Consider the following 23528-nt stretch of genomic DNA (forward strand, 5'->3'; position numbering starts at 1 on the left):
AGAGTTTGTATTTTGTTTTGGAATCCTAATTATATCAAACTAATAAAAACAGAAAATGAAAAATACTTTTAAGATTGTTTTTTCGGCTCTAATTGTATTGGCTGGAATCTTTTCTACTCAGTCTGTTAAGGCAACAGATGGGTATTTTGGTGTGGGTTACGGCGCGCAAAATAAAGGTTTAGCTGGTGCTGGTATCGCATGGTATCAAAATTCATTAATCAACGGTAATCCTGCGGGGCATGTTTTTCTGGGAAAACAATATCAGGTTGGTGTTGGGTTTTTTAACCCTAATCGTGAATATACAGTTACAGGAAATCCTTCTGGAGCGCCAGCTTTCGGATTAACTCCTGGAAATGTGAAAAGTGACTCAAAATTATTCTTAATGCCGAGCATGGGTGCCAATTGGATGATCAATGAAAAAAGTAGTTTCTCTGCAACTCTTTTTGGTAATGGAGGGATGAATACTGATTATCCTACACAGACATTTTACGATCAGAGTTCTTCAACTACTGGTGTGGATCTAGGACAGATGTTTTTGGGTTTGACCTATTCAAGAAAAATAGCCGAGAAACACAGTTTTGGTATTACTGCTTTATTGGCTTATCAATATTTTGAAGCAAAAGGTTTATCCGCATTTAAACCAATGTCTGGTGCTCCAAACAAATTAACAAACAATGGTCACGATAGTGGTTTTGGTTATGGAGTTAAGTTTGGATATATGGGTGAATTAGCAAAAGGATTGCATTTGGGAGCCAGTTATCAAACCATGTTGTACATGAGTGAATTTGATGATTATGCCGGTCTTTTTGCAGAGCAGGGAGATTTCAATATTCCATCTACATGGACTGTTGGTTTGGCTTATGAAATCAACGAAGATTGGGCTGTAATGGCAGATTACAAAGTAATCAATTATACTGATGTGGCTTCAGTTTCCAATAAGATGGATCCGATGGCATTTGCAACAGCTCCGCTTGGATCAGATAAAGGTGCAGGTTTTGGATGGCAAGACATAAATGTTTGGAAGTTCGGAGTTGAATTTGCCGGTGTTAATACATGGACTTTTCGTGGGGGATACTCGCATACAGATCAGCCAGTTCCAAATTCAGAAGTAATGTTCAATATTTTGGCTCCCGGAGTTATTGAAGATCACATTACTTTAGGTTGTTCAAAAACTTTGGGTGATTCTGGAAAAGCTCTTCACTTGGCATTGGTTTATGCATTGCCATCAAGTGTTAAAGGAATGAATCCCATGGATCCTGCTCAAACAATTGAATTGGAAATGAATCAATTTGAAGTAGAAATCGCATTTACTTTTTAATGCTGCATATATTGAAGTAAAAAGAGGTTTTCTTTCATGAAAACCTCTTTTTTATTTTGTAAATCAGCATTTTTAAAGGAAACTATTTTTTAGATTTACCCGGGAACAGATGTTTAAAAAGCCCTGATAATACATCACGAAATGGTTCTGGTTTGACTCCCAGTTTTCTGTTTTCCTGGCTAATTTCAAACACCAGTTTCATGTGTTTAATAATTTCCTGATAGGCTTTAAAAAGAGAATAATCAGGATCATAAATGTGAGCAGGCTCCGAGTTTGTCCCATTTAATTCAATGATTTTGATATTATTCCCATTGTAAAGATCTTCTAAGCTGTTTACCTTAAGATCAAATCGACCATAGTAATAACCATCAAGCGGCTGAGCAATTTTGCGAAAAACGTTAACCAACCGATCGTTAATTAAACGATTTCCATCCAGGAATTTTGTGCCTCGGTTATGATTTCCAATAGGTTCCAGTTTATAGGTTATCCCCGATGGAACAATTTGATTCCACTTCGAATGGTATTTCTTTTTTAAGTAGGAAATTCTGCTTTTGGCACGAACATTTTCAGTTACCAGTTCACTAAATCTGGATTTTCCATTTCCAGTGATTTTTAAGAACTCTTTTCTAACTATTGATGTGATTCCATCTTTTGAAGAGATTGGGAACCGATGATAAAATACACCCAATTCAATTGGAAAGTCAATAAATTCCTGAACAAGAATATCTTCATTTTTAGTTTGTAAAAACAGATTTAAATCTTGTTTGGTATCTATCTTTTCAACACCAATACCTCTTTCACCAACGTTGGGTTTGCATACAATAGGGAAATCGAATTCGTGCTCAGCCATTTTCGCACAAACAGTCTCTGTATTTTCATCTTTTATCGATAAAAATCCCTTAGGGATGTATTTATTGTCAATAAAATCGAGCATTTTCATTTTGTCCATTCCAAAAGCACCCCCGAATTTCATGCTTGGGTTGGTAGCTGTGAAGTAGGAAAACGAGCGAGCTTTTATTGCCAGATAAATTCCATATCCATATACAGGAAAGTAAAATATCCAGAAAGGCCAGAATTCAAAATGAAACCATTTTGAAAGAATAAAGGGTAGTTTTATTTTCATACACAGCAAATATTTTTTTAGGAGTACTTGTAATTAATCATACTCTTAAGAATATTTATAATTAATTGGGTAGATAAAGCGTCTATTTAAGAATGAAAATACAGATTTATACAATTCATCCGACAGAGATTCATTTATAAAACTGTTTTCTATGAATTATTTTCATATTTTGATATCTTTCTATAATATTCAATAATTTACAGAAATTTATTTTTATGCAAACAGTCTCTGTCTCTAAAATCATAATCAATCAGCTAATTGACCTTTGTGAGAAACTTTCTGCAAAACAGTATTCTGCTTCTTTGCAACTTTTGATGAATAATTCCATAGGAAAACACATTCGTCATATTGTAGAGTTTTACGATATTTTAAAGGACAGTTGCAATGCAGATTCTGTTCTGAGTTACGATACCAGAGAGCATTGCAGCAGAACTGAAACGGAGAAAAAAGTGGCTGTAAAAAGATTTAAGGATGTCCTGAATTGGTTGAATGATATTGATGAAAATTTGGTTCTTAAATTGAATGTAAGTTACGACAAGGTTGCAAATAAAGGTTTTGATATTGATACAAGTTTGCAAAGAGAATTAGTATACAATATTGAACATGCCATTCATCACATGGCTATTATCAGAATTGCGATAGAGCAGGAATTTCCTGACATTAAATTGGATAAACACTTTGGAGTAGCTTATTCTACCATCAGGTTTAGAGATGACTTATGTGCACATTAACCTACATACCTATTGGTTCTGATGATTTCTTCTTTACTACCAATAGAGATGAAAGTCCGTTAAGAGAAGCTGAATTTCCTAAAGAATATCATATTGGAGAGTCGTTTGCACTTTATCCAAAAGATAAAATGGCTAAAGGAACATGGATAATGTGCCATGAAAATGATTTCTCACTTTGTTTGTTGAATGGAGCCTTTGAAAAACACAAACATGAACCTCCTTACAAAAAGAGCAGGGGCGTTATGGTTCTCGAATTTTCAGAATTTGCATCAACCATTGATTTTATTAGAGATTACCATTTTGGTGGAATGGAACCATTTACACTACTTGTTTTAAGATATAAATACACGCGAAATTTGGAAGAGATACGTTGGGATGGAGAGACATTTCATTATCGGAAACTGGACCCCTCGAAGCCTTACATTTGGTCATCATCTACCTTGTATAATAAAGATGCTCGGGAAATGCGTCAGCACTGGTTTGATAATTGGTTTCGTCAGTGTAATAATTTTTCGGGTAAAGAAACAATCAAATTTCACAAAACTACGGGAAGGGATGATGCTTTTAACGGATTAGTGATGAACCGGAAAGAGAAGGTGAAAACTCTTAGCATAACACAAATCAAGCGAAAGAATAGGATGGTTTCCATGTATCACGATGACTTACTAAAAGAAGAATCCCGAGATATTTGTTTAACCAAAAAGAGCCTCAAATGAATAAAATGAGGCTCTTTTAAGTTTAGTTATTTTCCCGGACATTGAGAAATAATTCCTGGATCCAGATTTTGGTTACCATATGATTTATCGAAATTAGCGGAAAATTTATTTGCTAATTTTTCGGCTGTTTTTTGATATTCGTCATGGCTTTGCCAGGTGTTAATTGGGTTAAGAATTTCGCTAGGTACATTTTCACAAGATGTTGGAATGTTCAAGTGGAATACTTTGTTCTCAATAAAGTCTGCCTTATCTAATTTGCCTTTTAAAGCCGCATCAACCATCGCTCTGGTGTACTTTAACTTTATTCTTGATCCGGTACCGTATGAGCCTCCGCTCCAACCTGTATTAATCAGGAATACGTTGGTATTGTGTTTATCCATTTTATCGCCAAGCATTTCGGCATAAATGTTAGGATTACAAGGCATAAATGGCTGACCAAAAAATCTCGAAAAGGTTGCCTGTGGCTCTGTAACGCCTGTTTCAGTACCTGCCAGTTTCGAAGTATATCCCATTAAAAACCATAGCATCGCCTGCTCTTTGCTTAGTTTTGAAATTGGAGGAATTACTCCATAAGCATCAGCAGTCAAAAATAAGATCGTGTTAGGATGCCCGGCTTTCGAACTTTCCTTAATATTATCCAGGAAAGAAAGAGGATAACTTGCTCTTGAGTTTGGAGTGTATCTGTCATCGAAAAAATCGATCTCACCATCTGGGTAAATCATGGCATTTTCAATTATAGCTCCATGCTTGGTGTAATCCGCCTTATGCATTACTGCTTCATAAATTTCAGGCTCATTTTCTGGTTTGATGTCAATCATTTTTGCATAACAGCCATTCTCAAAATTGAAAATACCATCATCACTCCAGCCATGCTCATCATCTCCAAGTAAGGCTCTTTCCGGATCGGCAGATAAGGTTGTTTTTCCAGTTCCTGAAAGCCCCAATAATAGTGCAGAATCTCCATTGACTCCTTCGTTAGCTGAACAATGTAAAGGCAATACTCCTTTAAAAGGAAGATAGTAATTCATTACCGTAAACATCAACTTCTTCATGCTGCCCATATAAGATGAGCCATAAACAATGCCTATCTTCTTGTCGAAGTCCACAACTACACAGATGTCGGAAGTTTCACCATTTGGTTGATCACGAACCAAACCTTTGTAGCGATCTTTATCCAACTTATCTTTTGGAAGCGCAATTAAAAAGAATTGTTCATCAGCAAAGATCGATTGGTTGATGTCATCAGGAGTTGGTCTAAACATATTGTCAACAAACACCTGACTTAGTGCTTTATCGCAAATGGTTTTTACACGTAGTGCATATTTAGAATCTGCACCAATTACCCTATCTGTTGTAAATATAGTTTTCTTCTTACCAATTGTTTTTAGGGCATCTTCAAAAATCAATGCAAACGTTTGCGGATTCATGCCGATATTGTTTGGCGAAGACCAGTCTATATTTAACTCACTTTCAGGATTTCTTACAATGTAAGTATCCTTAGGACTTCTTCCGGTAGAATTTGAAGGAGTCCAAGTGCCCAATGCACCATTTCTGGTTAAAACGGCCTCTTTGTTATCTACTGCTAAAGATATAAGAACTTCTCTTGGTAGATTTTCCCGAATGTTGGAATGCAGTTTTAACGATTTTTTTAAATCTTCAATCATGCTAATTTCAATGGTGTTCATGTAACATTTATTTTAGGTTTGGAACTCAAAAGTATGACTATATATAGAGTAATCCTACTATGTAGATATTATTTTTGCATTTTTGTTGTATTATTTTTTAATTAGATTTCGTAGTTTTACCGTGGCGGAGATTGGTTCGAATAGGCTCATTAATAGCGAGTTTCTTTTGTTTTATGGTTTGTATTGTTAACTACATAAATCTTCATTATCTGGAATACAATCGTTTGCGTTGATAATATTATTATAAGTAAGACTCTTTTTTATCTTTAGAATTAGGCTGGCAAACCTTTCATTAAATTAATACAGAACTGATTTTTCTCATAAAAAAACCTCCAAAAGTAATCTTTTGAAGGTTTTAAAAATATGTGTATCGTATTTTAACCATTACCTGTTGTCAATAATGGTTATTTTAATACAAATTAGTCTTTTGAACGAGGATGGAAATTTTTAATAGTTTCCTTTAAGTATTCTCTATCCAAATGAGTATAGATTTCTGTAGTAAGAATAGATTCGTGTCCTAACATTTCCTGTACAGCTCTTAAGTCAGCACCACCTTCAACTAAATGCGAAGCGAAAGAGTGACGGAAAGTGTGAGGAGAAACATTTTTCTTCAATCCAACTTTTTTAGATAGATTCTTAATGATAGTAAAAATCATAACACGAGAAAGTTTACGACCTCTGCGGTTTAAGAAAAGAATATCTTCACTATCCTTATCGATATTTAATTTTCCACGATAGCTCTTAAGATATATCTTAATTTCTTTTTTCGCCTTTTTTCCAATTGGAATTAAACGCTCTTTGTTACCTTTTCCATGAATTTTGATAAAACCCATTCTAAAATGCAGGTTAGAAACACGCAGGTCAATTAATTCAGATACACGCAATCCACAAGAGTAAAGTGTTTCAAGAATAGCTCTGTTTCTTTGACCTTCAGCTTTGTTCATGTCTACTGCCTTAACTAAAACATCAATTTCTTCAGTTGTTAAGGTGTCAGGCAGTTTACGGCCAATTTTTGGAGCCTCTAACAATGCAGTAGGGTTCTTTTCAATAATTTCTTCTAATAATAAGTATTTAAAAAATGCTTTAATACCAGAAATAACACGAGCTTGAGTTCTAGGACTTGTACCTGCATCATTAATCCATGCAACAAAATCTTTCAAGTGTTGAAGAATAACTTCCTCCGGAGCAACCTCCATGTTCTTTTCTCTGAAGAAGGTTGTCAATTTTGTAATGTCATTAATATAAGCATCTACCGAGTTCTTGGAGAGGTTCTTCTCCAAAGTTAAGTAGGTCTTAAAATTTTCAATTGTTGTTGTCCATTTCATTTTATTCAGTTTTTAGTATGTAGTTTAGTTGTAAGTAATACCATTTTATTATTAGTTTTACTCAAGTACTAATAATATACGAATTCTTTATGATAAAACTTGTCTGCAATTTAAAAAAATATTACGTAAGCTGACAATTTTTTTAAGACCTCTTTATGTTTAACCTTAAAATACTTTGACAAGATGAATTTTTTGATCATTAACGGTCCTAACCTTAATTTGCTCGGAATCCGCGAAAAATCTATATATGGCGAGATCTCGTTCGAAACTTATTTTGAACAGCTGCAGGTGTTATATAGTAAAATCAAACTAGAATATTACCAGTCTAACATAGAGGGGGAATTGATAAATGAGATACATCGTGTGGGTTTTAGTTATGATGGAATTGTACTCAATGCAGGTGCCTATACTCATACCTCTCTCGCCCTTGCTGATGCTATATCTGCTGTAAATACACCGGTTGTAGAAGTCCATATTTCTAATGTACATAAAAGAGAGTTGGTGAGGCATTCTACCATGATCGGAAAGGCTTGTTTAGGTACTATTTCCGGTTTCGGAATGGATTCATATCGATTGGGAATCGAAGGGCTATTAAATTATTGTGACAAAAGGTAATATTTTTTTGATAAATGATTTTTTTTGTATGTTTTATATTATGGGTAAGTTGTTGATAGCTTATTAAATTGGTTTTGAGAAATTGAGTATCTTTGCAGTGCCAAAACTAAAATTGAAAGAGTTACTCGATGAAGAAGCACACGAAAATTATTGCCACTATTTCCGACAGAAAATGTGATGTCGAATTTTTGACAGAATTGTTTGAAGAAGGAATGAACGTAGTTCGGCTAAACACGGCTCATCAGACTCATGATGATGCTATGAAGGTTATTGAGAATGTACGAAAAGTATCTGATAGGATTGCTTTGCTCGTAGATACTAAAGGCCCTGAGATTAGAACTATTGATGTTAAAGAGGAAATTCACCTTAAAAAGGGTGATTTAATTAAGATGAAAGGGAACGACAATCTTCCCTGCACAGAGTTGTGTGTAAAGGTTAGTTATGAGGATTTTGTAAAGGATCTTGAAATTGGAAAGAAGATATTAATTGATGATGGTGAATTAGAATTGTTGGTAGTTGATAAGGATGAGCAATTTTTGACTGTAGAAGCACAAAATGCAGGACCCGTTAAAAACCGCAAGAGTATAAATGTTCCTGGGGTATCAATAAATTTACCATCTTTGAGTCCTAAGGATATTGAATTTATTCATTTTGCTATTGCGCAGGACATTGATTTTATTGCTCATTCGTTTGTTCGTAACAAACATGATGTTCTTCAAATTCAAGGAATTCTTGATCAGCAAAATTCGGATATTAAAATTATTGCAAAAATTGAAAATCAGGAAGGGGTTGACCATATTGATGAAATATTGGAACATGTATATGGTATCATGGTTGCCAGAGGTGATTTAGCCATTGAGATTCCTGCTCAAAAAATTCCTGTCATTCAGCGAAAAATTATTCGTAAATGTATTGAGAGAAAGAAGCCTGTTATTATTGCTACGCAAATGCTTCACTCAATGATTAATAATCCAAGACCTACAAGAGCAGAAGTTAGTGATATTGCCAATGCCATTTACAATAGAACCGATGCGATCATGTTAAGTGGTGAGACTGCATATGGAGACTATCCTGTTGAAGCAGTTCGGGTAATGAAATCGGTAGCAATTGAGGTTGAAAAGGAACTTTATCCGGATACAAAACAAAATTTCGTGAGAAGTAATCATGAACTTTCTGCTATTTTGGCTCGATCTGCAGTTAAAGCATCGCAATTGCTGCCTGTGAAAGCAATTGTAACCGATACTCTAACCGGTAGAACCGGAAGATATTTGTCTGCTTACAGAGGAACACTTCCTGTTTATGCATTGTGCTATTCGAAGCGTGTAATGAGAGAATTAGCTCTTTCGTATGGTGTTGAAGCGAGTTATCGTAAATTGCTTGTTAGTCGTGATGAATACGTAAAGCAAACCATGTTTTCCCTAATGGATCAGGGATGTTTTAAAAGCGAGGATATGGTTATTATTATAGGTGGTAGTTTTGGTCCTTCCAAAGGAGTATCATTTATGGAGATCAGTGTTGTTGATCAATTAACACATAAAGTGTAAAGACATATTTAGAAAAAAAATGCGAACCACAATGGTTCGCATTTTTTTTCTAATATCGTAAGTAAATAAGAACAAGAGCTATACCAATACCTATGCCCGTAATTACCAGATTAAAACTTCTTCTGTCTGTTTTAAAAACCAACATCAGCAATGATGATACAAGCAGGCTGCTGAATGAAATTAAAAAGTAGGAGACTGAAGCTCCAAGATTATATCCTGTAAATGGATAAAAAGAAAATGAGCTTCCGTAAACATTTTTATAATGCAGGTTGATTCCAATCCCCAAAATGATGCCAACTAAAGCAAAGAAATTATATCTTATTGTTGATGCAGAACTCTGACTGCTAACTAGATTTTGAATTCCCACCAGCAGAATTGAGAAGGCCAAAATCAATTTAACGGTTGTGCCGGAAAAGGTTATAATCGAAAAATTACAAAGAAGGAGACCCACAATCGAGCCAATAATTAAGGCAAGTAAAAGAGAAAAATAGGCTTTCCAGTCTTTTATTTGAAAGGAGATTCCGAACAATACCAAAAGCATAAAAGGTTCGAATGAAGAAAAAGAAATTAAATGATACAGCGCTGATTCAAAGCTTGATAGTATAGTGTTCATCTTTTATTTATTTATTTATTTCCATTTTATAACTGCACGACAATTTTCAATGTCCGTGTTTTTCGTTTTGATTATAATTTTTGAGGTGTTATCACTACTTTGGTTGAATATCTCAAGAATCTGATCGAGTTTGGCTTCATGCAAGTAATTTATCTCCAGCTCGTGAATTGTTTTATTCAATAAGATTTCGGAAAGGCAAGAGTCTATTGCCCACTTTATGTATTTTACATTATTCACATGCTGATAGAAATCCAGATCACTATAGTGAATGTGCAAATCTTCTACGTAATTCCCTTGTTCAAGTTGTTGTAATTTACCCAGACTATGTTCAAAGATAGGATCTTCAGAGTTGACTGGCATTTTAGCAACAATTTCTTGTGGTCTAATCAATCTTTTTGTTTTCGTATTAAGCACCAGCCACGAAGAGGTCGCCTGACCGATAACATCCCCTTTCATGTTATAAATCCGGTATTCCCGATTTCCAAACAAGCCATCCGCTCCAATCGACCAGGTTTCAATATCAATATTATCTTTCCACTTGGGAGTTTCAAAAATTTGAACTTTTAATCTTGATAAAATCCAAGCCAAATTATTGGCTTTTAAATCATCAATACCTTGATTGATTAAATCTACATGATGTCCGGCAATTTCCTGAAAGTAATTGCAGATGCTGGTGAGTTTTGCTCTTCCTTTTAGGTCTGTATCAAAAGATCCAATACGGAAGGTTTCCCGGTATTTTCTTATGTCGGTGTTTGATATATTCATTACAGTAAACGAGTTCTGATTTTTTTTACAATGTACAGTGATCTTAAAAGGAGAAGAACCACAAAGGGTAATATTTCATTAGGGAAAGATTGCGGTATAAATGCCCAGCTTCCCAATATCAATATGAGTATTATTGAATGCAGTAAAAAGTAATAATAAGCTGGCAAAGAGGATTTTTTTCGGAGTAATGTAAAAACCATTGGGAAGTGAAGAGGGAAGGCCCAAATAATATTCCAATTAGGTCCGGTGGCCTGATGATCTGTAAAAAACCATAAGAAAATTATAAGCCAGCCCAGCAATCCGCAAACGCCAAATATAAAAATATCAAAAATGAACAGATCTTTGTCTCTTTTTAGATATACAAGACCCAAGATTAGTCCAATTAAAGCTAACAATCCAAAAATAAAAACTGGTCTTTGGTACCAATTAGTTATTTTGAAGTTGAGAGCCGGTTTTAGAATAACATTGGTTGATTTTACCAAAGGTTTAATTGTCTCATCCGTTCTGATTTTTGCATGTTCAAAGCCCAGCATCATGTTGTCTGGTAAAAACATATATTGGTAAGGAGTCGCTTCAGCATCACAAGGTATTCCAAGAGCTAAATGGATTCCTAAAAATATCCAGCGGCTTTTTTGCATGAATGGATCTAATAGATTCCAAAATGATTTTGGTTGATCCGAAATTGTGTCGAAAAGAACTGTGCCTGATGTGTTTTCACTAACAATATCCCGAATTCGTGTAGAGCAATTGTCAAAAAGAAAATCGTATCTGTAATATCTGTTTTCAGGTTGGTAATTTTTTAATAAAGCGGTGAACAGCTTATGCTTCTCAATACTATCAAGATTTAGTTTCTGCTCAACAATCCCTCTTTTCTCATAAATGTATCCGTTTTTAAAACGATCAAACGTTGTGTATGATAACATGTAGTCCAATTTGCCTCTTGCAAATTTTGGATAAAAATTTGGCGTGTTGAAATTGAACGTACCGTAACCAAAAACCAAATCTATTTTTTTTTCTTCATCTTTTATTCGTAATGCAGAATGACCAAATTGTGAGTACAGTTCATCTCCCGGAGAACAGGTGAGAAGACTGATTTCTGCATTCTTTGATAAATTTTGTCCTGATACATGATTGCCGATTGCCAATAATAAAAATATAATCAACAAGATACGAAAAGAGGCTGTTTTTAATGTCATAATAGTAAATGTTTACTCTTCGAAGATAAGTATTTTATGAATATTACGAATGTTTTCAATTTTCTATTTTATCGTGATAAAGGAAAATTATTATTGAAAATATTTGTCACTCTATTTCAATCGGCACGGCAATAATTTGAATGTTGTTACTTTTGTAAATTTGCGCTTCTTAAAATATTGGTGAGTAATTGTTTATCTTATGTGCTTGCCTGAGTGTTTTTTTTAGTTATTTCGTCAAAAACATTACATATTGTTTATCAAATATGATATTATTTAACATCTTTATGCGGCTATTTAAACTAAACTAATCCCAACTAAATGAGAAGGCTTCTTTTCGTTATTCTTTTTGTTTCCCAATGTTTCTTTGTCTATTCGTCAAATTCAAAGCGTGATAGTCTAAAACAGCTTATTAACGTTCCCTCTGATTCATTAACTTATGATGTGTTGTATCAGTTGGGTGAGGATTATATTTCTGATTATCCGGATTCAGCAATTTATTATGCGGATCAAATTCTGAAGTCTGAAAATTTATTTTTTGATTCAGTTTTTACTATGAAGGCGAACTACCTAAAAGGAAAAGCATCTTATAGGAGTAGTGATTATTCTAATTCCATCAAATATATTGAAAAAGCAATTTTGTATTGTGTTAAAAATCATGAAAAAGAAAAAGCTGATTGTTATAATATTTTGGGTAATTCGTTAATAGAAATTGATAACTACAAACTTTCTCTTAGCGCCTATTTTACAAGTTTAAACATTCGAAATGGATTAAAAGACAGCTTGCTGATTTCTGCTTCATTAAATAATATTGGGAATGTTTATTTTCAGATGCAGGAATATTCCAAGGCACTTGATTATTATAATCAATCTTTGGTTTTAAAGGAAAATGCCAATAATTTGCAGGGTATCGCTGTAATGCGTAATAATATTGGAAACGTATACCATAAAATGAATGATAGTCTTATGGCGTTGTCGTCATATCTGAAAGCGTTGGATATCATTGAATTTGAAAATAATGTTGATTGGAAGCCAATTTTATTAGAAAATATTGGTCAGTTGTATCTGGATTGTTGTGATATAAATAAGTGCATGGTTTACTATCATAGAGCTTTGATTGAGTCGGAGCGAAAAGGGGATAAAATTTCTATTGCAAGTGTCAAGTCATCCTTGGCAATAGCTTATTTAAAGAATGGAGATTATAATGCATCTCTGGGGTTGTTCGAGGAGGCTTTAACAAAAGCGAAAGAAATAGGTGTTGCAAGAATTGAATTGGACTGTTATTATTACATGTCGGAATTGTACGAGAAGAAAAATAATTTTGAGAAGAGTATCCAATATTTCAAAAAGTACGATAAAATAAGAGCGAAGATTTACAGAGAGAATAATAGCAAAGAAATTGCGGAAATTCAGGCGAAATTTCAATTGGACAAAATCGATACTGAAAATGAGGTTCTGAAACAACGGAATACAATTCAAAGGTTAGAAATAGACAAACAAAAGACCAGAGGTTTATATTTTTTTAGTTTGGGTGTTTTGATTTTATCTCTGCTTATATATTCAATATACATTAGTCGATTCAGGAAGAAACACAATAAACTTTTAACGGAAAAAAATAAAATTATATCCGACAGAAATAAAAGTCTGACAAGTTTGAATGCTACCAAGGATAAGTTTTTATCTATTGTCGCGCACGATCTGAAGAATCCGTTTAATGCAGTGCTGGGGTTTACCGATTTATTAATTGACCGATATGATGAGCTTGAGGATTCAATGAGGCAGGAGTATATTGAAATTGTTCATAAATCGGCTCTTCATGGCTCTTTGTTGCTTGATACATTACTAACATGGTCGAGATCGCAGATGGGGGTGATGGAGTATAATCCTATCATTATTAACGCAAGCCAGCTAATAGAAGAAGAAATGGAAGGCCTTGAGGAAAAAGCATATGCAAAAGGCATTTCACTTGAGTTGAATGAAATTAATGCTTCGCTGGTTTATGCCGATTCGGATATGATTCGAACTGTTGTGCGGAATTTAGGGAATAACTCGATTAAATTTACGGAGGAAAGAGGAAGAATTATTTTCTCGGTAAAGGCAGAAGAGGGCAAAGCAATTATAAGTGTTGAAGATAATGGTGTTGGGATCAGGCCTGAGGATAAAATAAAATTATTTAATCTTGACTCTAACTATTCAAGGCCAGGAACTTCGAATGAAAAAGGAACCGGATTGGGCTTAATCTTGTGTAAAGATTTTGTGGAAAAAAATGGAGGAGAAATAGGTGTGGAAAGTCGAGAAGGAGTAGGGAGTAAATTTTGGTTCACTCTTCCTTTGCGTGTTAATGAAATAGAAAAAAAATCCTCTACCCTTGAAAGAGTAGAGGAGGAATGTATTGTTTGATAATTTATCGCATATCGTTCACTTCCACATCTGGATTTGATTTTGGATCAAAAACAAAATAAGAATCAGCAAATTTGAGGTTAGGAGTCAGATTTTTAAGTGTAATACTTACATTATTTCCATCTTTCCCAATTGTTTTTAACGATTTAATTTGATTCTTAGCCTTATCGATTCTCAATTGTATCGAGGAGAATTCCTGTTCTGAATTTAAAGGAATGAGGTCTATTACATGGTAAGTAGAAGAATTTACTGTTTCCTCTTTGATGTATTTGTAGCTATATCCTTTTTCATAAATGGAAAAAATTTGGGCTGGATTTAATCCTTCTTCTTCATTTTCTTCCGGTTCTGTAATGTTTACTTCATTAACATCAATGATGTGTGAAAACATGGTAGTTCCATCATAATAAGTATCAACACCCATAAGTTTAAGACGATATTTATTACCCAGCAGAACTATATTTCCTTCTGATACTTCATGGATATCTTCTTCCGCATTATCCATAGAAAAAGTAAATTCTGCACTGATGCTTTTAAATTCTTTATTTTTTGCAGAAACTTTATCAAGAATAGTTTTGGCTTTAATATCCTGAGCCGACAGGTTTAAACATATAGCTCCAAAAAGAAGGAAACAAAAGATTTTTTTCATTTTAGCTTATTTTATAAATATTCAAATATTCTTAATCAATAACTGTGCCACGCCGTTATTGCTACACATTACTTAATAATTTTTCCAGCGAATATTCATCTTGAATTAATACTTGTCTGGCTTTACTTCCTTCAAAAGGGCCAACAATTCCAGCGGCCTCTAATTGATCTACTATTCTGCCTGCTCTGTTGTAGCCGATAGAAAATCTTCTTTGAATTCCTGAAGTTGATCCTTGCTGAGATGAAACAACCAATCGGGCTGCATCTTCAAAAAGAGCATCTCTTTTTTGCAAATCGATATCCATTGCTGAATTTTCGGAAGACTCACCCACATACTCCGGCAAAAACATTGCTGTAGGGTAGGATTGTTGCTTTTGTATGAATTCTGTAACAGCTTCCACTTCCGGAGTGTCAACAAAAGCACATTGTACCCTCACAAGTTCACTTGTTAGTGAAATAAGCATATCCCCACGACCAATCAACTGGTTTGCTCCGGGACTATCAAGAATTGTTCGGGAATCAATCATAGATGCTACTTTAAAGGCAATTCGTGCCGGGAAATTAGCTTTGATAACTCCTGTAATAATATTTGTTGAAGGTCGTTGTGTTGCAATAATCATATGTATTCCAATAGCTCTGGCTAATTGGGCAATACGGGCAATTGGGGTCTCAACTTCCTTTCCCGCTGTCATAATTAAATCAGCAAACTCATCAATAATTACTACAATATAGGGTAGGTAACGATGACCGTTTTCCGGATTCAAATTACGTTTTACAAACTTGGTATTGTATTCCTTTATATTTCTGGCATGTGCCTTTTTCAACAAATCATATCTGGAATCCATTTCAATACATAAGGAGTTTAATGTTGCAATAACCTTATGTATATCAGTAATTATGGGTTCTTCTTCTCCCGGAAGTTTTGCCAGAAAATGCTTCTCGATTGTTGAATAAATGCTTAATTCAACCTTTTTAGGATCGATAAGGACAAATTTAAGCTGGGAAGGATGCATCTTATATAAAAGCGATGTAATAATTGCATTCAAACCAACCGATTTTCCTTGCCCTGTTGCTCCGGCCACCAATAGGTGAGGCATTTTGGTTAAATCAAGAGTATAGGTTTCATTCGATATTGTTTTTCCAAGTGCAACAGGAAGTGCATGTGTTGATTCCTGGAATTTTTTAGATGAAATAATGTTCTTCATTGACACGATTTCAGGTGTACGGTTCGGAACTTCAATACCAATAGTTCCCTTACCCGGAATCGGAGCTATAATTCGAATTCCTAAGGCGGATAGACTAAGTGCAATATCGTCTTCCAGATTCTTTATTTTGGAAATGCGTACTCCCGGAGCGGGAACAATTTCATACAGTGTAATCGTAGGACCAATTGTAGCTTTTATCTGAGTAATTTCAATTTTGTAATGACGCAGTGTCTCTACAATTTTATCTTTATTTGATTCAAGTTCTTCTTTACTTACACTCGAATTACTGGCATGATGAGCTTCTAATAATTCGATTGGAGGGTATTTATAGTTTGAAAGATCAAGTGTAGGATCGAAATCCTCCATCGGTCTGCGCTGAATGCTTACGGTTTCTTCTTGTTTTGATACTGACTCAATTTTTAGCTCCAAATCTTCACCTGCTGTTTTAGGATCGTTTACTTCCTGTTGCAGAATAATTTCTTCCTCAGGAAAAATCTCAGAATTAATAATTAATTCATCGTCGTCTTCGCCTTCTTTATCCTCTTGTTCATCATTTAGAGAGTGTATCGAAGAAGTCAATGATTCTGTTTCATCTTCATCAGATTTGGAGAAGTCTTGGCTTTCTTTATGGTCTGTTTTAGATTTTGAACTAAATATTTTTTTGAAAAAGGAAATAGAGTTTTGAAAGGCAAAGGTAATAAAGGTTAAAAAGCTAAGAACAATTAGAAACAGAGTGCCAACATTACCTATTAAGGAAACAAGCCATTCACTTATAAAGTAACCATGAATTCCTCCCAAGAATAAAAATGAATGCGATGTTGATTGAACAAATGTAAACGACATGAAAACCGAAAACCAAATGCAGAATAGTAAGGTGTTTATAATTGTTTTTCGTAATGATTGTATTTTTACTCCCCAAATTCGAAGAGAAAGGACTACGAGTAGATAAAGGAATGAGAATGATGCGATTCCAAATCCTTTGTTTATAACCAAATTGGAAATGTAAGCCCCGGTTTTTCCCGTCCAGTTTTCAACACGTACTTTTGAGTCTGTGATTAATTCGAGCCATTTAATATCTAATTTACTTTGATCAGCTCCTCCTGTAAAAAAGAAGGAGACGAATGCCAATCCAATATAAATAGTGAACAGAGAAAGTGCAATACCAAAAAGGAATTTGGTTCTTTCGTCACTAAGAAATTTTGGGGCTGAGAAGCGCGATTTAGCTTTTGTATTGTTTGTTTTTTTCTTTTTAGCCATTGACTATTTTTTCATTTTTCACAAAATTCGTATTGTGTACGAATTCATGTAAAAGTAATAAAAATGGCATTTAAAACCACAGGAAAATCAGCTTCTAAAAAGATAAGTTTGAAATCAGATGTTAATTAATTGAAATCAACAATGTATTTTTTTAATGTATTAAGGTCAGAAAGGACATATTCCTCTGGAATATTGAAATCTTCCTCATTAACAGCAACTAGATTTATTGATTGTGCTGTGAATTTTGCTTTTACTTGATTCATAGTAGTTTCAAATTCCATGAGTACCCCAGGGATTTGGTACAATGGAGTGTTACGGTTGGGGTCTTTTAGTTCAATTTCCGAAGTGTAGTAAAGACTGACTTGAGTTTTTGATTGATCGGCCATGAAAACTGTGGCTTTTTTACATTCATAACCAGCTATTAGTTTTGTGGAATCATTGTATTCTATTTTTGCCGGAGGAAGCTGACTGTATACAAATGCAACTTTATCTTTAGGAAATTCATAGTTAAGCTTATTACTCAATACCTTTAGTAATATATTACTATTTGGATTGTTGTATTTAGAAAGAAATTTTGTGCTGAAAAAACCAAGATAGCCTTCAGATATGAGGCAAATGTTATTATCCTTAAAGTGCAATTCTACTTTGTTTGGTAAAAGGGCAATTATTGGATTATCTTTTTCCGAAGAAAAGTAACTGACACTATAGGTAATTATCCCTTCAGTAATTTTATTCTCGGTTTCGGATTTTGTTTTGCATCCCCAGACCAATAATAAAATTAGAATTATAGATAATCCTTGCTTCATAGGATAATGTTTTGGTTAGTGAATATTTATTGAAAACCGATTTGTGCTTTTAAATACAGTTAAAAGCAATCTGTAAATACAATAAACAGGATTTACTAAAAGTATGAAAACATTGGGGAATACAATATTATATTTTGGCATCTTACATGAAATTGCACGATATCTTTACGAAAATCACATTTTTTGCCGATTAAATTCCACTTTTAACTAATACGTAAATAATTGATAGAGGTTATGCTGAAAAAATGACCAGGACATTTTAACTTCTCTTTATTGCGTAAAAATCGATTTGGGTAGAATAGTTGAATTGGAATGCTGATTTACGAGAAAAAGTTATCATAACTACACAAATAGATTGATCGTTGCAAACGAGTGTATTTTAAAGATTGTTTGCTTTGAATTTCATGCATTTACAGAATTAGGTACTGAACAGTAAATTTAAAAGTGTCGTAATGTGTTGAAAAACAGAGGTTGAAAAATATTATAAATAAAAAGGTATTTCATTGTTTTGTTGTTATTTTTTTTAGATTTGCATTATAAAATGAAAAACATAAATGTAAAAATAATGAAAAATAAATTAGCAGTTGTAGCATTAGGCGGAAATGCCTTGTTGAGGGGGAGTCAAAAAGGGACTGTTGAGGAGCAGACTCAGAACACAATTGATACTCTTGAAAATCTTATTTTTCTTGTTAAGGAAGGGTACGATGTTATTATTGCTCATGGTAATGGCCCTCAGGTAGGTAATATCTTAATGAGAAACGATGCAGGTGAGCAGCTTTACAATATTCCTCAAATGCCTTTGGATATTGATGTGGCTGATTCTCAAGGGGGAATTGGTTATATGATTGAGAGGAATTTGCGTAATGTATTAAAGCAAAATGGCATTGAGAAAGATGTGGTGACTTTGGTGACTCAGGTTGTTGTTGATAAGAATGATCCTGCATTTGCTGATCCTTTAAAGCGTGTGGGTAAGATTTATACCAAAGCGCAAGCTGACGAGTTACGCGCTGATAAAGGGTGGATTTTTAAGGAAGAGGTGAAAACAGAAGGAGGATGGAGGCGTGTTGTGCCTTCGCCAAAACCTATTCGTGTTTTGAATGAGAAGGTTATTGAAAATCTGGCTCGTCAGGGTAATATTGTAATTACTGTTGGTGGTGGTGGTATTCCGGTTTCTGAAGATGAGAATGGGAACCTTTGTCCGGTTGAAGCTGTAATTGATAAAGATCTTGCTTCGGCATTGATTGGAGCCCGGATTAAAGCGGATGAATTTTATATTCTTACTGATGTTTCCTTTGTCTATCATGACTTTAGAGGGCCAAATGAGAAAAAACTTGAGTTCTTGAATCATGCCGATACAATGAAATACATGGAAGACGGTACTTTCGCAGAAGGATCTATGGCCCCGAAAATCCGTGCTTGTCTAAGTTTTATTGAAAATGGCGGTGGTAAATCAGTTATTACTGAAGCAACCAAATTGGTCGATAAATCTTACGGAACCAAAATAACTATGGAATACGATAAAAACGACGTAGAGCATAATTTTTAATTAACTATTATTAATATCAGATTATAATTACTTTTGTGATTGTAATTTTTAAAAAATACATACCATGGCTTTTAATTTAAGAAACAGAAACTTTTTGAAGTTGTTGGATTTTACTCCAAAGGAAATGCAATATATGTTGGATCTTGCAAGAGATCTTAAAAGAGCAAAATATGCAGGTACAGAAGTGCAGACTATGAAGGGAAAGAATATCGCTTTGATATTTGAAAAATCTTCAACTCGTACTCGTTGTGCTTTTGAAACAGCAGCTTACGATCAAGGTGCTCACGTTACTTATTTAGGTCCTTCTGGTTCTCAGATTGGTGTTAAAGAGTCAATGGCTGATACTGCCCGCGTTTTAGGACGTATGTATGATGGTATTGAGTACCGTGGATACGGACAGGCAGTTGTAGAGGAATTAGGAAAATTTGCGGGTGTTCCTGTTTGGAATGGTTTGACAGATGAATTTCATCCAACTCAAATATTAGCTGACTTTTTAACTATGACGGAGCATTCAGATAAGCCGCTTAGTCAAATATCATTTGCATATTTGGGCGATGCCCGTAATAATATGGCTAACTCTTTAATGGTTGGTGCCGCTAAAATGGGTATGGATGTAAGAATCGTTGGTCCGGCTAATCTCCAGCCAGAAGAAGAATTGGTGGCTCAATGTATGGAAATTGCTAAAGAAACAGGTGCTGTTATTACAATTACTGATGATGCGCAAGCCGGAGTTAAAGGATGTGATTTCCTTTATACTGATGTTTGGGTATCGATGGGGGAACCGGATAAGGTTTGGGAAGAAAGAATTGGTATTCTTAAACCATATCAGATTAATGCTGATTTGATGACAGCTACAGGAAACGATAAGTGTAAATTTATGCATTGTCTGCCAGCGTATCACAACAGACAAACAAAAGTTGGCGAAGAAGTTTTCCAAAAGTTTGGTATGGATGGTGTTGAAGTGACCGAAGAGGTTTTTGAATCTCCTGCATCTATTGTATTTGACGAAGCTGAGAACCGTTTGCACACTATAAAAGCAGTAATGGTTGCTACTTTAGGAGCATAATTGAGCTTTTTAGATAAAAAGAGAAGGGTAGTCGTTTGACTACCCTTTTTATTTGTTGTTATGTTTTCTTATGTGTATTATTTTTGTTTAAAATAAAGGTGTTCTGTATTTGTTAATTTTTAATATATGTAAAGTTTTGATTTTTAAGAATTGGATTTCCAGAAATGCCACGTTTTTTTAGCTCATTTTTAAAACTGCAACCTCCACAACTACCTCCACAACTCGATTTCTGTTTTATGAATAAACGCACAAACTGATATATAGTATATCCAGATGCGAAAATCACAATTGCATAAGTTGATATTAATTGAAAGCTCATAATTTTAAAGTATTAAATTGCCTGTTTGGTAAATGATAAAGGAAACCAGCCAAGCTAATCCTGTAGTGTAAAACACAACAAAAGCTGCCCATTTCCAATTGGCTTCCTTAACGATAGTTACGATTACTGCTATACATGGAAAATAAATCAGAATAAATATAAGGAATGATAGAGCCGATAAGCTGGAAAAAACATTCTCGCCTGTTCGATAACTGCCGGCAAATTTTTGCTCCTTCAACTTCGTTCTCAATCCTTCGCTGGTTTCACTTGCGCCTTCTCCTTCCTGATACAGAACCCCCATTGTGCTTACCACAACTTCTTTGGCGGCAATACCGGTTAATATACTTACAGTCATTTTCCAATCGAAACCTAAAGGATGCAGAGCGGGTGCAACAAATTGACCGATTTGACCGATGTAAGATTTTTGTTGTTTCTCCTCCAGTTTAAGGTTTTGAATTTTTTGAATCTCTACTTCTTTTTCGGATAGCAACTGTTTTGTATCATTTTCATTGTTTTGCTGTATGTTGTTTATCCGACTATCAAAATCTTGATTGGTTTCCACTATCATTTTATCGTAATCCTTCGAGAAATTGATCTCTCTGGGGAAATACCCTAAAGCCCAAATTAGAATAGAAGCTAAAAGAATCACACCTCCCATTTTTTGCAGGTATTGAGCACCTTTATGCCACATGTGAATTATGGTCGATTTAAGAGTAGGCAAACGATAAGGCGGTAGTTCCATAACAAAGGGAGCATCTTTGGATTTGAAAAAGCTCGCCTTAAAAATTTTTGCAAAGAAAATCGCAAGAGCTATACCAAAAGTGTAAATTCCGAATAGAACTAATGTTGCATGTTCAGGGAAAAATGTTCCGATTATTAAAATATAAATAGGAAGCCTTGCACTGCATGACATGAATGGGGTGATCAGCATAGTTAATATTCTGTCATTTCTGTTTTCAAGGGTTCTGGTTGCCATTAATGCAGGTACATTACACCCAAATCCCATTATTAATGGGATAAATGATTTTCCATGCAAGCCAATTTTATGCATTAGTTTATCCATAATAAAGGCGGCTCTGGCCATATATCCTGTGTCTTCCATAAAGGATATAAAGAAGAATAAAATCAGAATGTTTGGCAGGAATACAATTACACCACCAACACCACCAATTATTCCATCTATAAATAAATCTTTTAGCGGACCGTCGGGCATAAATTGTTCAATTAATCCAGCAAAAGCATTTACACCCATATCAATCCATTGCATTGGGTATTCGCCTAAATTGAAGGTGGCGTAAAACGTTAAAAACATGAACACGAAAAAAATCGGAAAACTAAACAGCTTATGAGTGATGAACGTGTCTATTATTGTGGTTTTACGTCTGCGTTTAATGGGACTCTCCTTGTAAGTTTCCTTAAGTGCTCCATCAATAAATCCGTACTTCGAATCAGTAATTACGGTTTCGCACACTTCGCCAAATTCTTTTTCAATTTTTTGAATTTCGTCTTTTGCGATGTTCTTTATATTGAAATGCCTGTCACTATCCTGTACTAGGTGACGAGCACTTTTGTCAGCTTCCAAAAGTTTAATAGCCAGGAATCTAGGAGATGTTTTTGTGCAGATTTTAGGATCCTTTTTTATTTCATGTTGTATTTTAGCAATCGATCTTTCAACCGATTTACCGTAATTTACATGAATGTGACGTACAATTGGATCTTTGTCTTCGTACACATTTATTACCTTATTAAAAAGTTCTTTTATGCCAGTTCCTTTCGGACTGATGGTTGGAATAATTGGAATGCCAAGCATTTTTGCAAGAGCTTTAAAATTAAGGACAGCACCTTTTTTTTCCAGTTCATCATACATGTTCAAGGCAATAATCACCTTTATATCCATGTCAATTAACTGTGTGGTCAGGTACAGGTTTCTCTCCAGGTTAGATGCGTCAACAACGTTAATTACCACATCCGGTTTTTCATTCATAATGTATTTGCGAACAAATAATTCTTCGGGAGAGTAGGCTGTTAGCGAGTATGTGCCAGGCAGATCAGTGATGTTAAAATGGTAACCATTTTGCTTTACTTTGGCTTGTTTGGCGTCTACGGTTACTCCGCTGTAATTACCTACGTGCTCTTTTGATCCGGAGGCATAATTGAATAGTGTGGTTTTACCCGAGTTTGGATTTCCAACCAAAGCAATATGAATTTTTTTCCCTTTTTCTTTTGCTGAAGTTTTTAGAATGTCATCACTAATAGTTCCTTCAAATCCATTTACCTTAATATTTTTAGCCTCTTCTTTTGTAATTACTTCAATTAAAGATGCCTCACTTCTTCTTAGGGAAACTTCGTACCCCATTATTTGATACTCAACAGGATCTTTAAGAGGAGCATTTTTGATAACAGTGACCTTCTTGCCCTTTACAAAGCCCATTTCGGTAATTCTCTTTCGAAAGGCTCCGTGTCCCTGAACTTTTATTATAATTCCCTCTTGACTATCAGATAATTCGGAAAGCTTCATTCTTATTTATTAATAGATGATGCCGTTTGGCATCTGATAATTGCAACTTGATTGTTATTTAATTATTGTGCTTAATTAAAGCTTGTCAAACGTATTGGAAAAATAGGTGACTTGCAATCCCTAATAGTAGGTATTTTA

The 23528-nt window shown here is 34.5% G+C and carries 19 protein-coding genes; 8 read left to right on the plus strand and 11 right to left on the minus strand.

Annotated features, from left to right (window positions below; translation table 11 throughout):
* Positions 1–55: 55 nt before the first annotated feature.
* Positions 56–1318 carry an OmpP1/FadL family transporter gene (locus BZG01_RS16025; protein ID WP_101310853.1) on the plus strand — a complete coding sequence of 421 codons (1263 nt, stop codon included), beginning with the start codon at positions 56–58 and terminating at the stop codon, positions 1316–1318.
* An 82-nt stretch (positions 1319–1400) separates the two neighbouring features.
* On the opposite strand, the gene BZG01_RS16030 is transcribed toward BZG01_RS16025, so the two are convergent.
* Positions 1401–2441 carry an ATP-grasp domain-containing protein gene (locus tag BZG01_RS16030; protein WP_101310854.1) on the minus strand — a complete coding sequence of 347 codons (1041 nt, stop codon included), beginning with the start codon at positions 2439–2441 and terminating at the stop codon, positions 1401–1403.
* A 215-nt stretch (positions 2442–2656) separates the two neighbouring features.
* Between BZG01_RS16030 and BZG01_RS16035 the strand changes: the two genes are divergently transcribed.
* Both BZG01_RS16035 and BZG01_RS16040 read left to right on the plus strand, forming a co-directional pair.
* A complete protein-coding gene (locus BZG01_RS16035) occupies positions 2657–3172 on the plus strand; it encodes a DinB family protein (RefSeq protein ID WP_101310855.1) in 516 nt (171 codons plus the stop codon).
* On the plus strand, positions 3160–3888 hold the full coding sequence (locus tag BZG01_RS16040) for an NRDE family protein (protein WP_101310856.1): 729 nt from the start codon (positions 3160–3162) through the stop codon (positions 3886–3888). Before BZG01_RS16035 ends, BZG01_RS16040 begins: the two co-directional genes overlap by 13 nt.
* A gap of 26 nt (positions 3889–3914) precedes the next feature.
* Here the strand turns inward: BZG01_RS16040 and BZG01_RS16045 are convergent, their stop codons facing one another.
* Together BZG01_RS16045 and xerD are read right to left on the minus strand one after the other, a co-directional pair.
* Positions 3915–5573: a phosphoenolpyruvate carboxykinase (ATP) gene (locus BZG01_RS16045; RefSeq protein ID WP_218973140.1), complete on the minus strand. Its 1659-nt coding sequence runs from the start codon at positions 5571–5573 to the stop codon at positions 3915–3917.
* Positions 5574–5992: 419 nt separating this feature from the next.
* On the minus strand, positions 5993–6898 hold the full coding sequence (gene xerD / locus BZG01_RS16050) for a site-specific tyrosine recombinase XerD (protein WP_101310857.1): 906 nt from the start codon (positions 6896–6898) through the stop codon (positions 5993–5995).
* Positions 6899–7081: 183 nt separating this feature from the next.
* Between xerD and BZG01_RS16055 the strand changes: the two genes are divergently transcribed.
* Together BZG01_RS16055 and pyk are read left to right on the plus strand one after the other, a co-directional pair.
* Positions 7082–7513 (plus strand): type II 3-dehydroquinate dehydratase, encoded by a 432-nt coding sequence (locus BZG01_RS16055; RefSeq protein ID WP_101310858.1) that lies wholly within the window; start codon positions 7082–7084, stop codon positions 7511–7513.
* 128 nt (positions 7514–7641) lie between these two features.
* Positions 7642–9057 (plus strand): pyruvate kinase, encoded by a 1416-nt coding sequence (pyk, locus tag BZG01_RS16060; protein WP_101310859.1) that lies wholly within the window; start codon positions 7642–7644, stop codon positions 9055–9057.
* 49 nt (positions 9058–9106) lie between these two features.
* Here pyk and BZG01_RS16065 read toward each other — a convergent pair whose 3' ends face one another.
* From BZG01_RS16065 to BZG01_RS16075, 3 genes are read right to left on the minus strand one after another with little or no spacing between them, the layout of a single operon-like run.
* Positions 9107–9670, minus strand: coding sequence for a HupE/UreJ family protein (locus BZG01_RS16065; RefSeq protein WP_143470925.1), 564 nt, complete (start codon positions 9668–9670; stop codon positions 9107–9109).
* 15 nt (positions 9671–9685) lie between these two features.
* On the minus strand, positions 9686–10435 hold the full coding sequence (locus BZG01_RS16070) for an acyl-[acyl-carrier-protein] thioesterase (protein ID WP_101310861.1): 750 nt from the start codon (positions 10433–10435) through the stop codon (positions 9686–9688).
* On the minus strand, positions 10435–11631 hold the full coding sequence (locus BZG01_RS16075) for a lipoprotein N-acyltransferase Lnb domain-containing protein (RefSeq protein WP_101310862.1): 1197 nt from the start codon (positions 11629–11631) through the stop codon (positions 10435–10437). The genes BZG01_RS16070 and BZG01_RS16075 overlap by 1 nt, the downstream gene beginning before the upstream one ends.
* 318 nt (positions 11632–11949) lie before the next feature.
* On the opposite strand from BZG01_RS16075, the gene BZG01_RS16080 reads away from it, so the two are divergent.
* Positions 11950–14028, plus strand: coding sequence for a tetratricopeptide repeat-containing sensor histidine kinase (locus BZG01_RS16080; protein WP_101310863.1), 2079 nt, complete (start codon positions 11950–11952; stop codon positions 14026–14028).
* A 4-nt stretch (positions 14029–14032) separates the two neighbouring features.
* Here the strand turns inward: BZG01_RS16080 and lolA1 are convergent, their stop codons facing one another.
* The 3 genes from lolA1 to BZG01_RS16095 all read right to left on the minus strand — a co-directional run bounded on the left by lolA1 (position 14033) and on the right by BZG01_RS16095 (position 17941).
* Positions 14033–14674 (minus strand): outer membrane lipoprotein periplasmic chaperone LolA1, encoded by a 642-nt coding sequence (lolA1, locus tag BZG01_RS16085; protein WP_101310864.1) that lies wholly within the window; start codon positions 14672–14674, stop codon positions 14033–14035.
* A 61-nt stretch (positions 14675–14735) separates the two neighbouring features.
* Positions 14736–17135, minus strand: coding sequence for an FtsK/SpoIIIE family DNA translocase (locus BZG01_RS16090; RefSeq protein WP_101310865.1), 2400 nt, complete (start codon positions 17133–17135; stop codon positions 14736–14738).
* Between the two features lie 125 nt (positions 17136–17260).
* Positions 17261–17941: a hypothetical protein gene (locus tag BZG01_RS16095; RefSeq protein WP_101310866.1), complete on the minus strand. Its 681-nt coding sequence runs from the start codon at positions 17939–17941 to the stop codon at positions 17261–17263.
* 565 nt (positions 17942–18506) lie between these two features.
* On the opposite strand from BZG01_RS16095, the gene arcC reads away from it, so the two are divergent.
* Entirely contained in the window at positions 18507–19487 is a 981-nt protein-coding gene (gene arcC / locus BZG01_RS16100) for a carbamate kinase (protein ID WP_101310889.1), read from the plus strand.
* Positions 19488–19551: 64 nt separating this feature from the next.
* Complete coding sequence (gene argF / locus BZG01_RS16105; protein WP_101310867.1) at positions 19552–20553, plus strand: ornithine carbamoyltransferase; 1002 nt, start codon at positions 19552–19554, stop codon at positions 20551–20553.
* A gap of 112 nt (positions 20554–20665) precedes the next feature.
* Here the strand turns inward: argF and BZG01_RS22130 are convergent, their stop codons facing one another.
* Together BZG01_RS22130 and feoB are read right to left on the minus strand one after the other, a co-directional pair.
* Positions 20666–20872, minus strand: coding sequence for a FeoB-associated Cys-rich membrane protein (locus BZG01_RS22130; RefSeq protein ID WP_101310868.1), 207 nt, complete (start codon positions 20870–20872; stop codon positions 20666–20668).
* A gap of 4 nt (positions 20873–20876) precedes the next feature.
* Entirely contained in the window at positions 20877–23390 is a 2514-nt protein-coding gene (gene feoB / locus BZG01_RS16115) for a ferrous iron transport protein B (protein ID WP_101310869.1), read from the minus strand.
* Positions 23391–23528: the final 138 nt, after the last annotated feature.

It is taken from the genome of Labilibaculum manganireducens, from assembly GCF_002843385.1.
In the GTDB taxonomy this organism is placed as follows: Bacteria; Bacteroidota; Bacteroidia; order Bacteroidales; family Marinifilaceae; genus Labilibaculum; species Labilibaculum manganireducens.

Excerpts from the sequence above, each read along its gene's own strand:
- BZG01_RS16025 (WP_101310853.1), top strand. The coding sequence starts at position 56 with ATGAAAAATACTTTTAAGATTGTTTTTTCGGCTCTAATTGTATTGGCT.
- BZG01_RS16030 (WP_101310854.1), bottom strand. The coding sequence starts at position 2,441 with ATGAAAATAAAACTACCCTTTATTCTTTCAAAATGGTTTCATTTTGAA.
- BZG01_RS16035 (WP_101310855.1), top strand. The coding sequence starts at position 2,657 with ATGCAAACAGTCTCTGTCTCTAAAATCATAATCAATCAGCTAATTGAC.
- BZG01_RS16040 (WP_101310856.1), top strand. The coding sequence starts at position 3,160 with ATGTGCACATTAACCTACATACCTATTGGTTCTGATGATTTCTTCTTT.
- BZG01_RS16045 (WP_218973140.1), bottom strand. The coding sequence starts at position 5,573 with ATGAACACCATTGAAATTAGCATGATTGAAGATTTAAAAAAATCGTTA.
- xerD (WP_101310857.1), bottom strand. The coding sequence starts at position 6,898 with ATGAAATGGACAACAACAATTGAAAATTTTAAGACCTACTTAACTTTG.
- BZG01_RS16055 (WP_101310858.1), top strand. The coding sequence starts at position 7,082 with ATGAATTTTTTGATCATTAACGGTCCTAACCTTAATTTGCTCGGAATC.
- pyk (WP_101310859.1), top strand. The coding sequence starts at position 7,642 with ATGAAGAAGCACACGAAAATTATTGCCACTATTTCCGACAGAAAATGT.
- BZG01_RS16065 (WP_143470925.1), bottom strand. The coding sequence starts at position 9,670 with ATGAACACTATACTATCAAGCTTTGAATCAGCGCTGTATCATTTAATT.
- BZG01_RS16070 (WP_101310861.1), bottom strand. The coding sequence starts at position 10,435 with ATGAATATATCAAACACCGACATAAGAAAATACCGGGAAACCTTCCGT.
- BZG01_RS16075 (WP_101310862.1), bottom strand. The coding sequence starts at position 11,631 with ATGACATTAAAAACAGCCTCTTTTCGTATCTTGTTGATTATATTTTTA.
- BZG01_RS16080 (WP_101310863.1), top strand. The coding sequence starts at position 11,950 with ATGAGAAGGCTTCTTTTCGTTATTCTTTTTGTTTCCCAATGTTTCTTT.
- lolA1 (WP_101310864.1), bottom strand. The coding sequence starts at position 14,674 with ATGAAAAAAATCTTTTGTTTCCTTCTTTTTGGAGCTATATGTTTAAAC.
- BZG01_RS16090 (WP_101310865.1), bottom strand. The coding sequence starts at position 17,135 with ATGGCTAAAAAGAAAAAAACAAACAATACAAAAGCTAAATCGCGCTTC.
- BZG01_RS16095 (WP_101310866.1), bottom strand. The coding sequence starts at position 17,941 with ATGAAGCAAGGATTATCTATAATTCTAATTTTATTATTGGTCTGGGGA.
- arcC (WP_101310889.1), top strand. The coding sequence starts at position 18,507 with ATGAAAAATAAATTAGCAGTTGTAGCATTAGGCGGAAATGCCTTGTTG.
- argF (WP_101310867.1), top strand. The coding sequence starts at position 19,552 with ATGGCTTTTAATTTAAGAAACAGAAACTTTTTGAAGTTGTTGGATTTT.
- BZG01_RS22130 (WP_101310868.1), bottom strand. The coding sequence starts at position 20,872 with ATGAGCTTTCAATTAATATCAACTTATGCAATTGTGATTTTCGCATCT.
- feoB (WP_101310869.1), bottom strand. The coding sequence starts at position 23,390 with ATGAAGCTTTCCGAATTATCTGATAGTCAAGAGGGAATTATAATAAAA.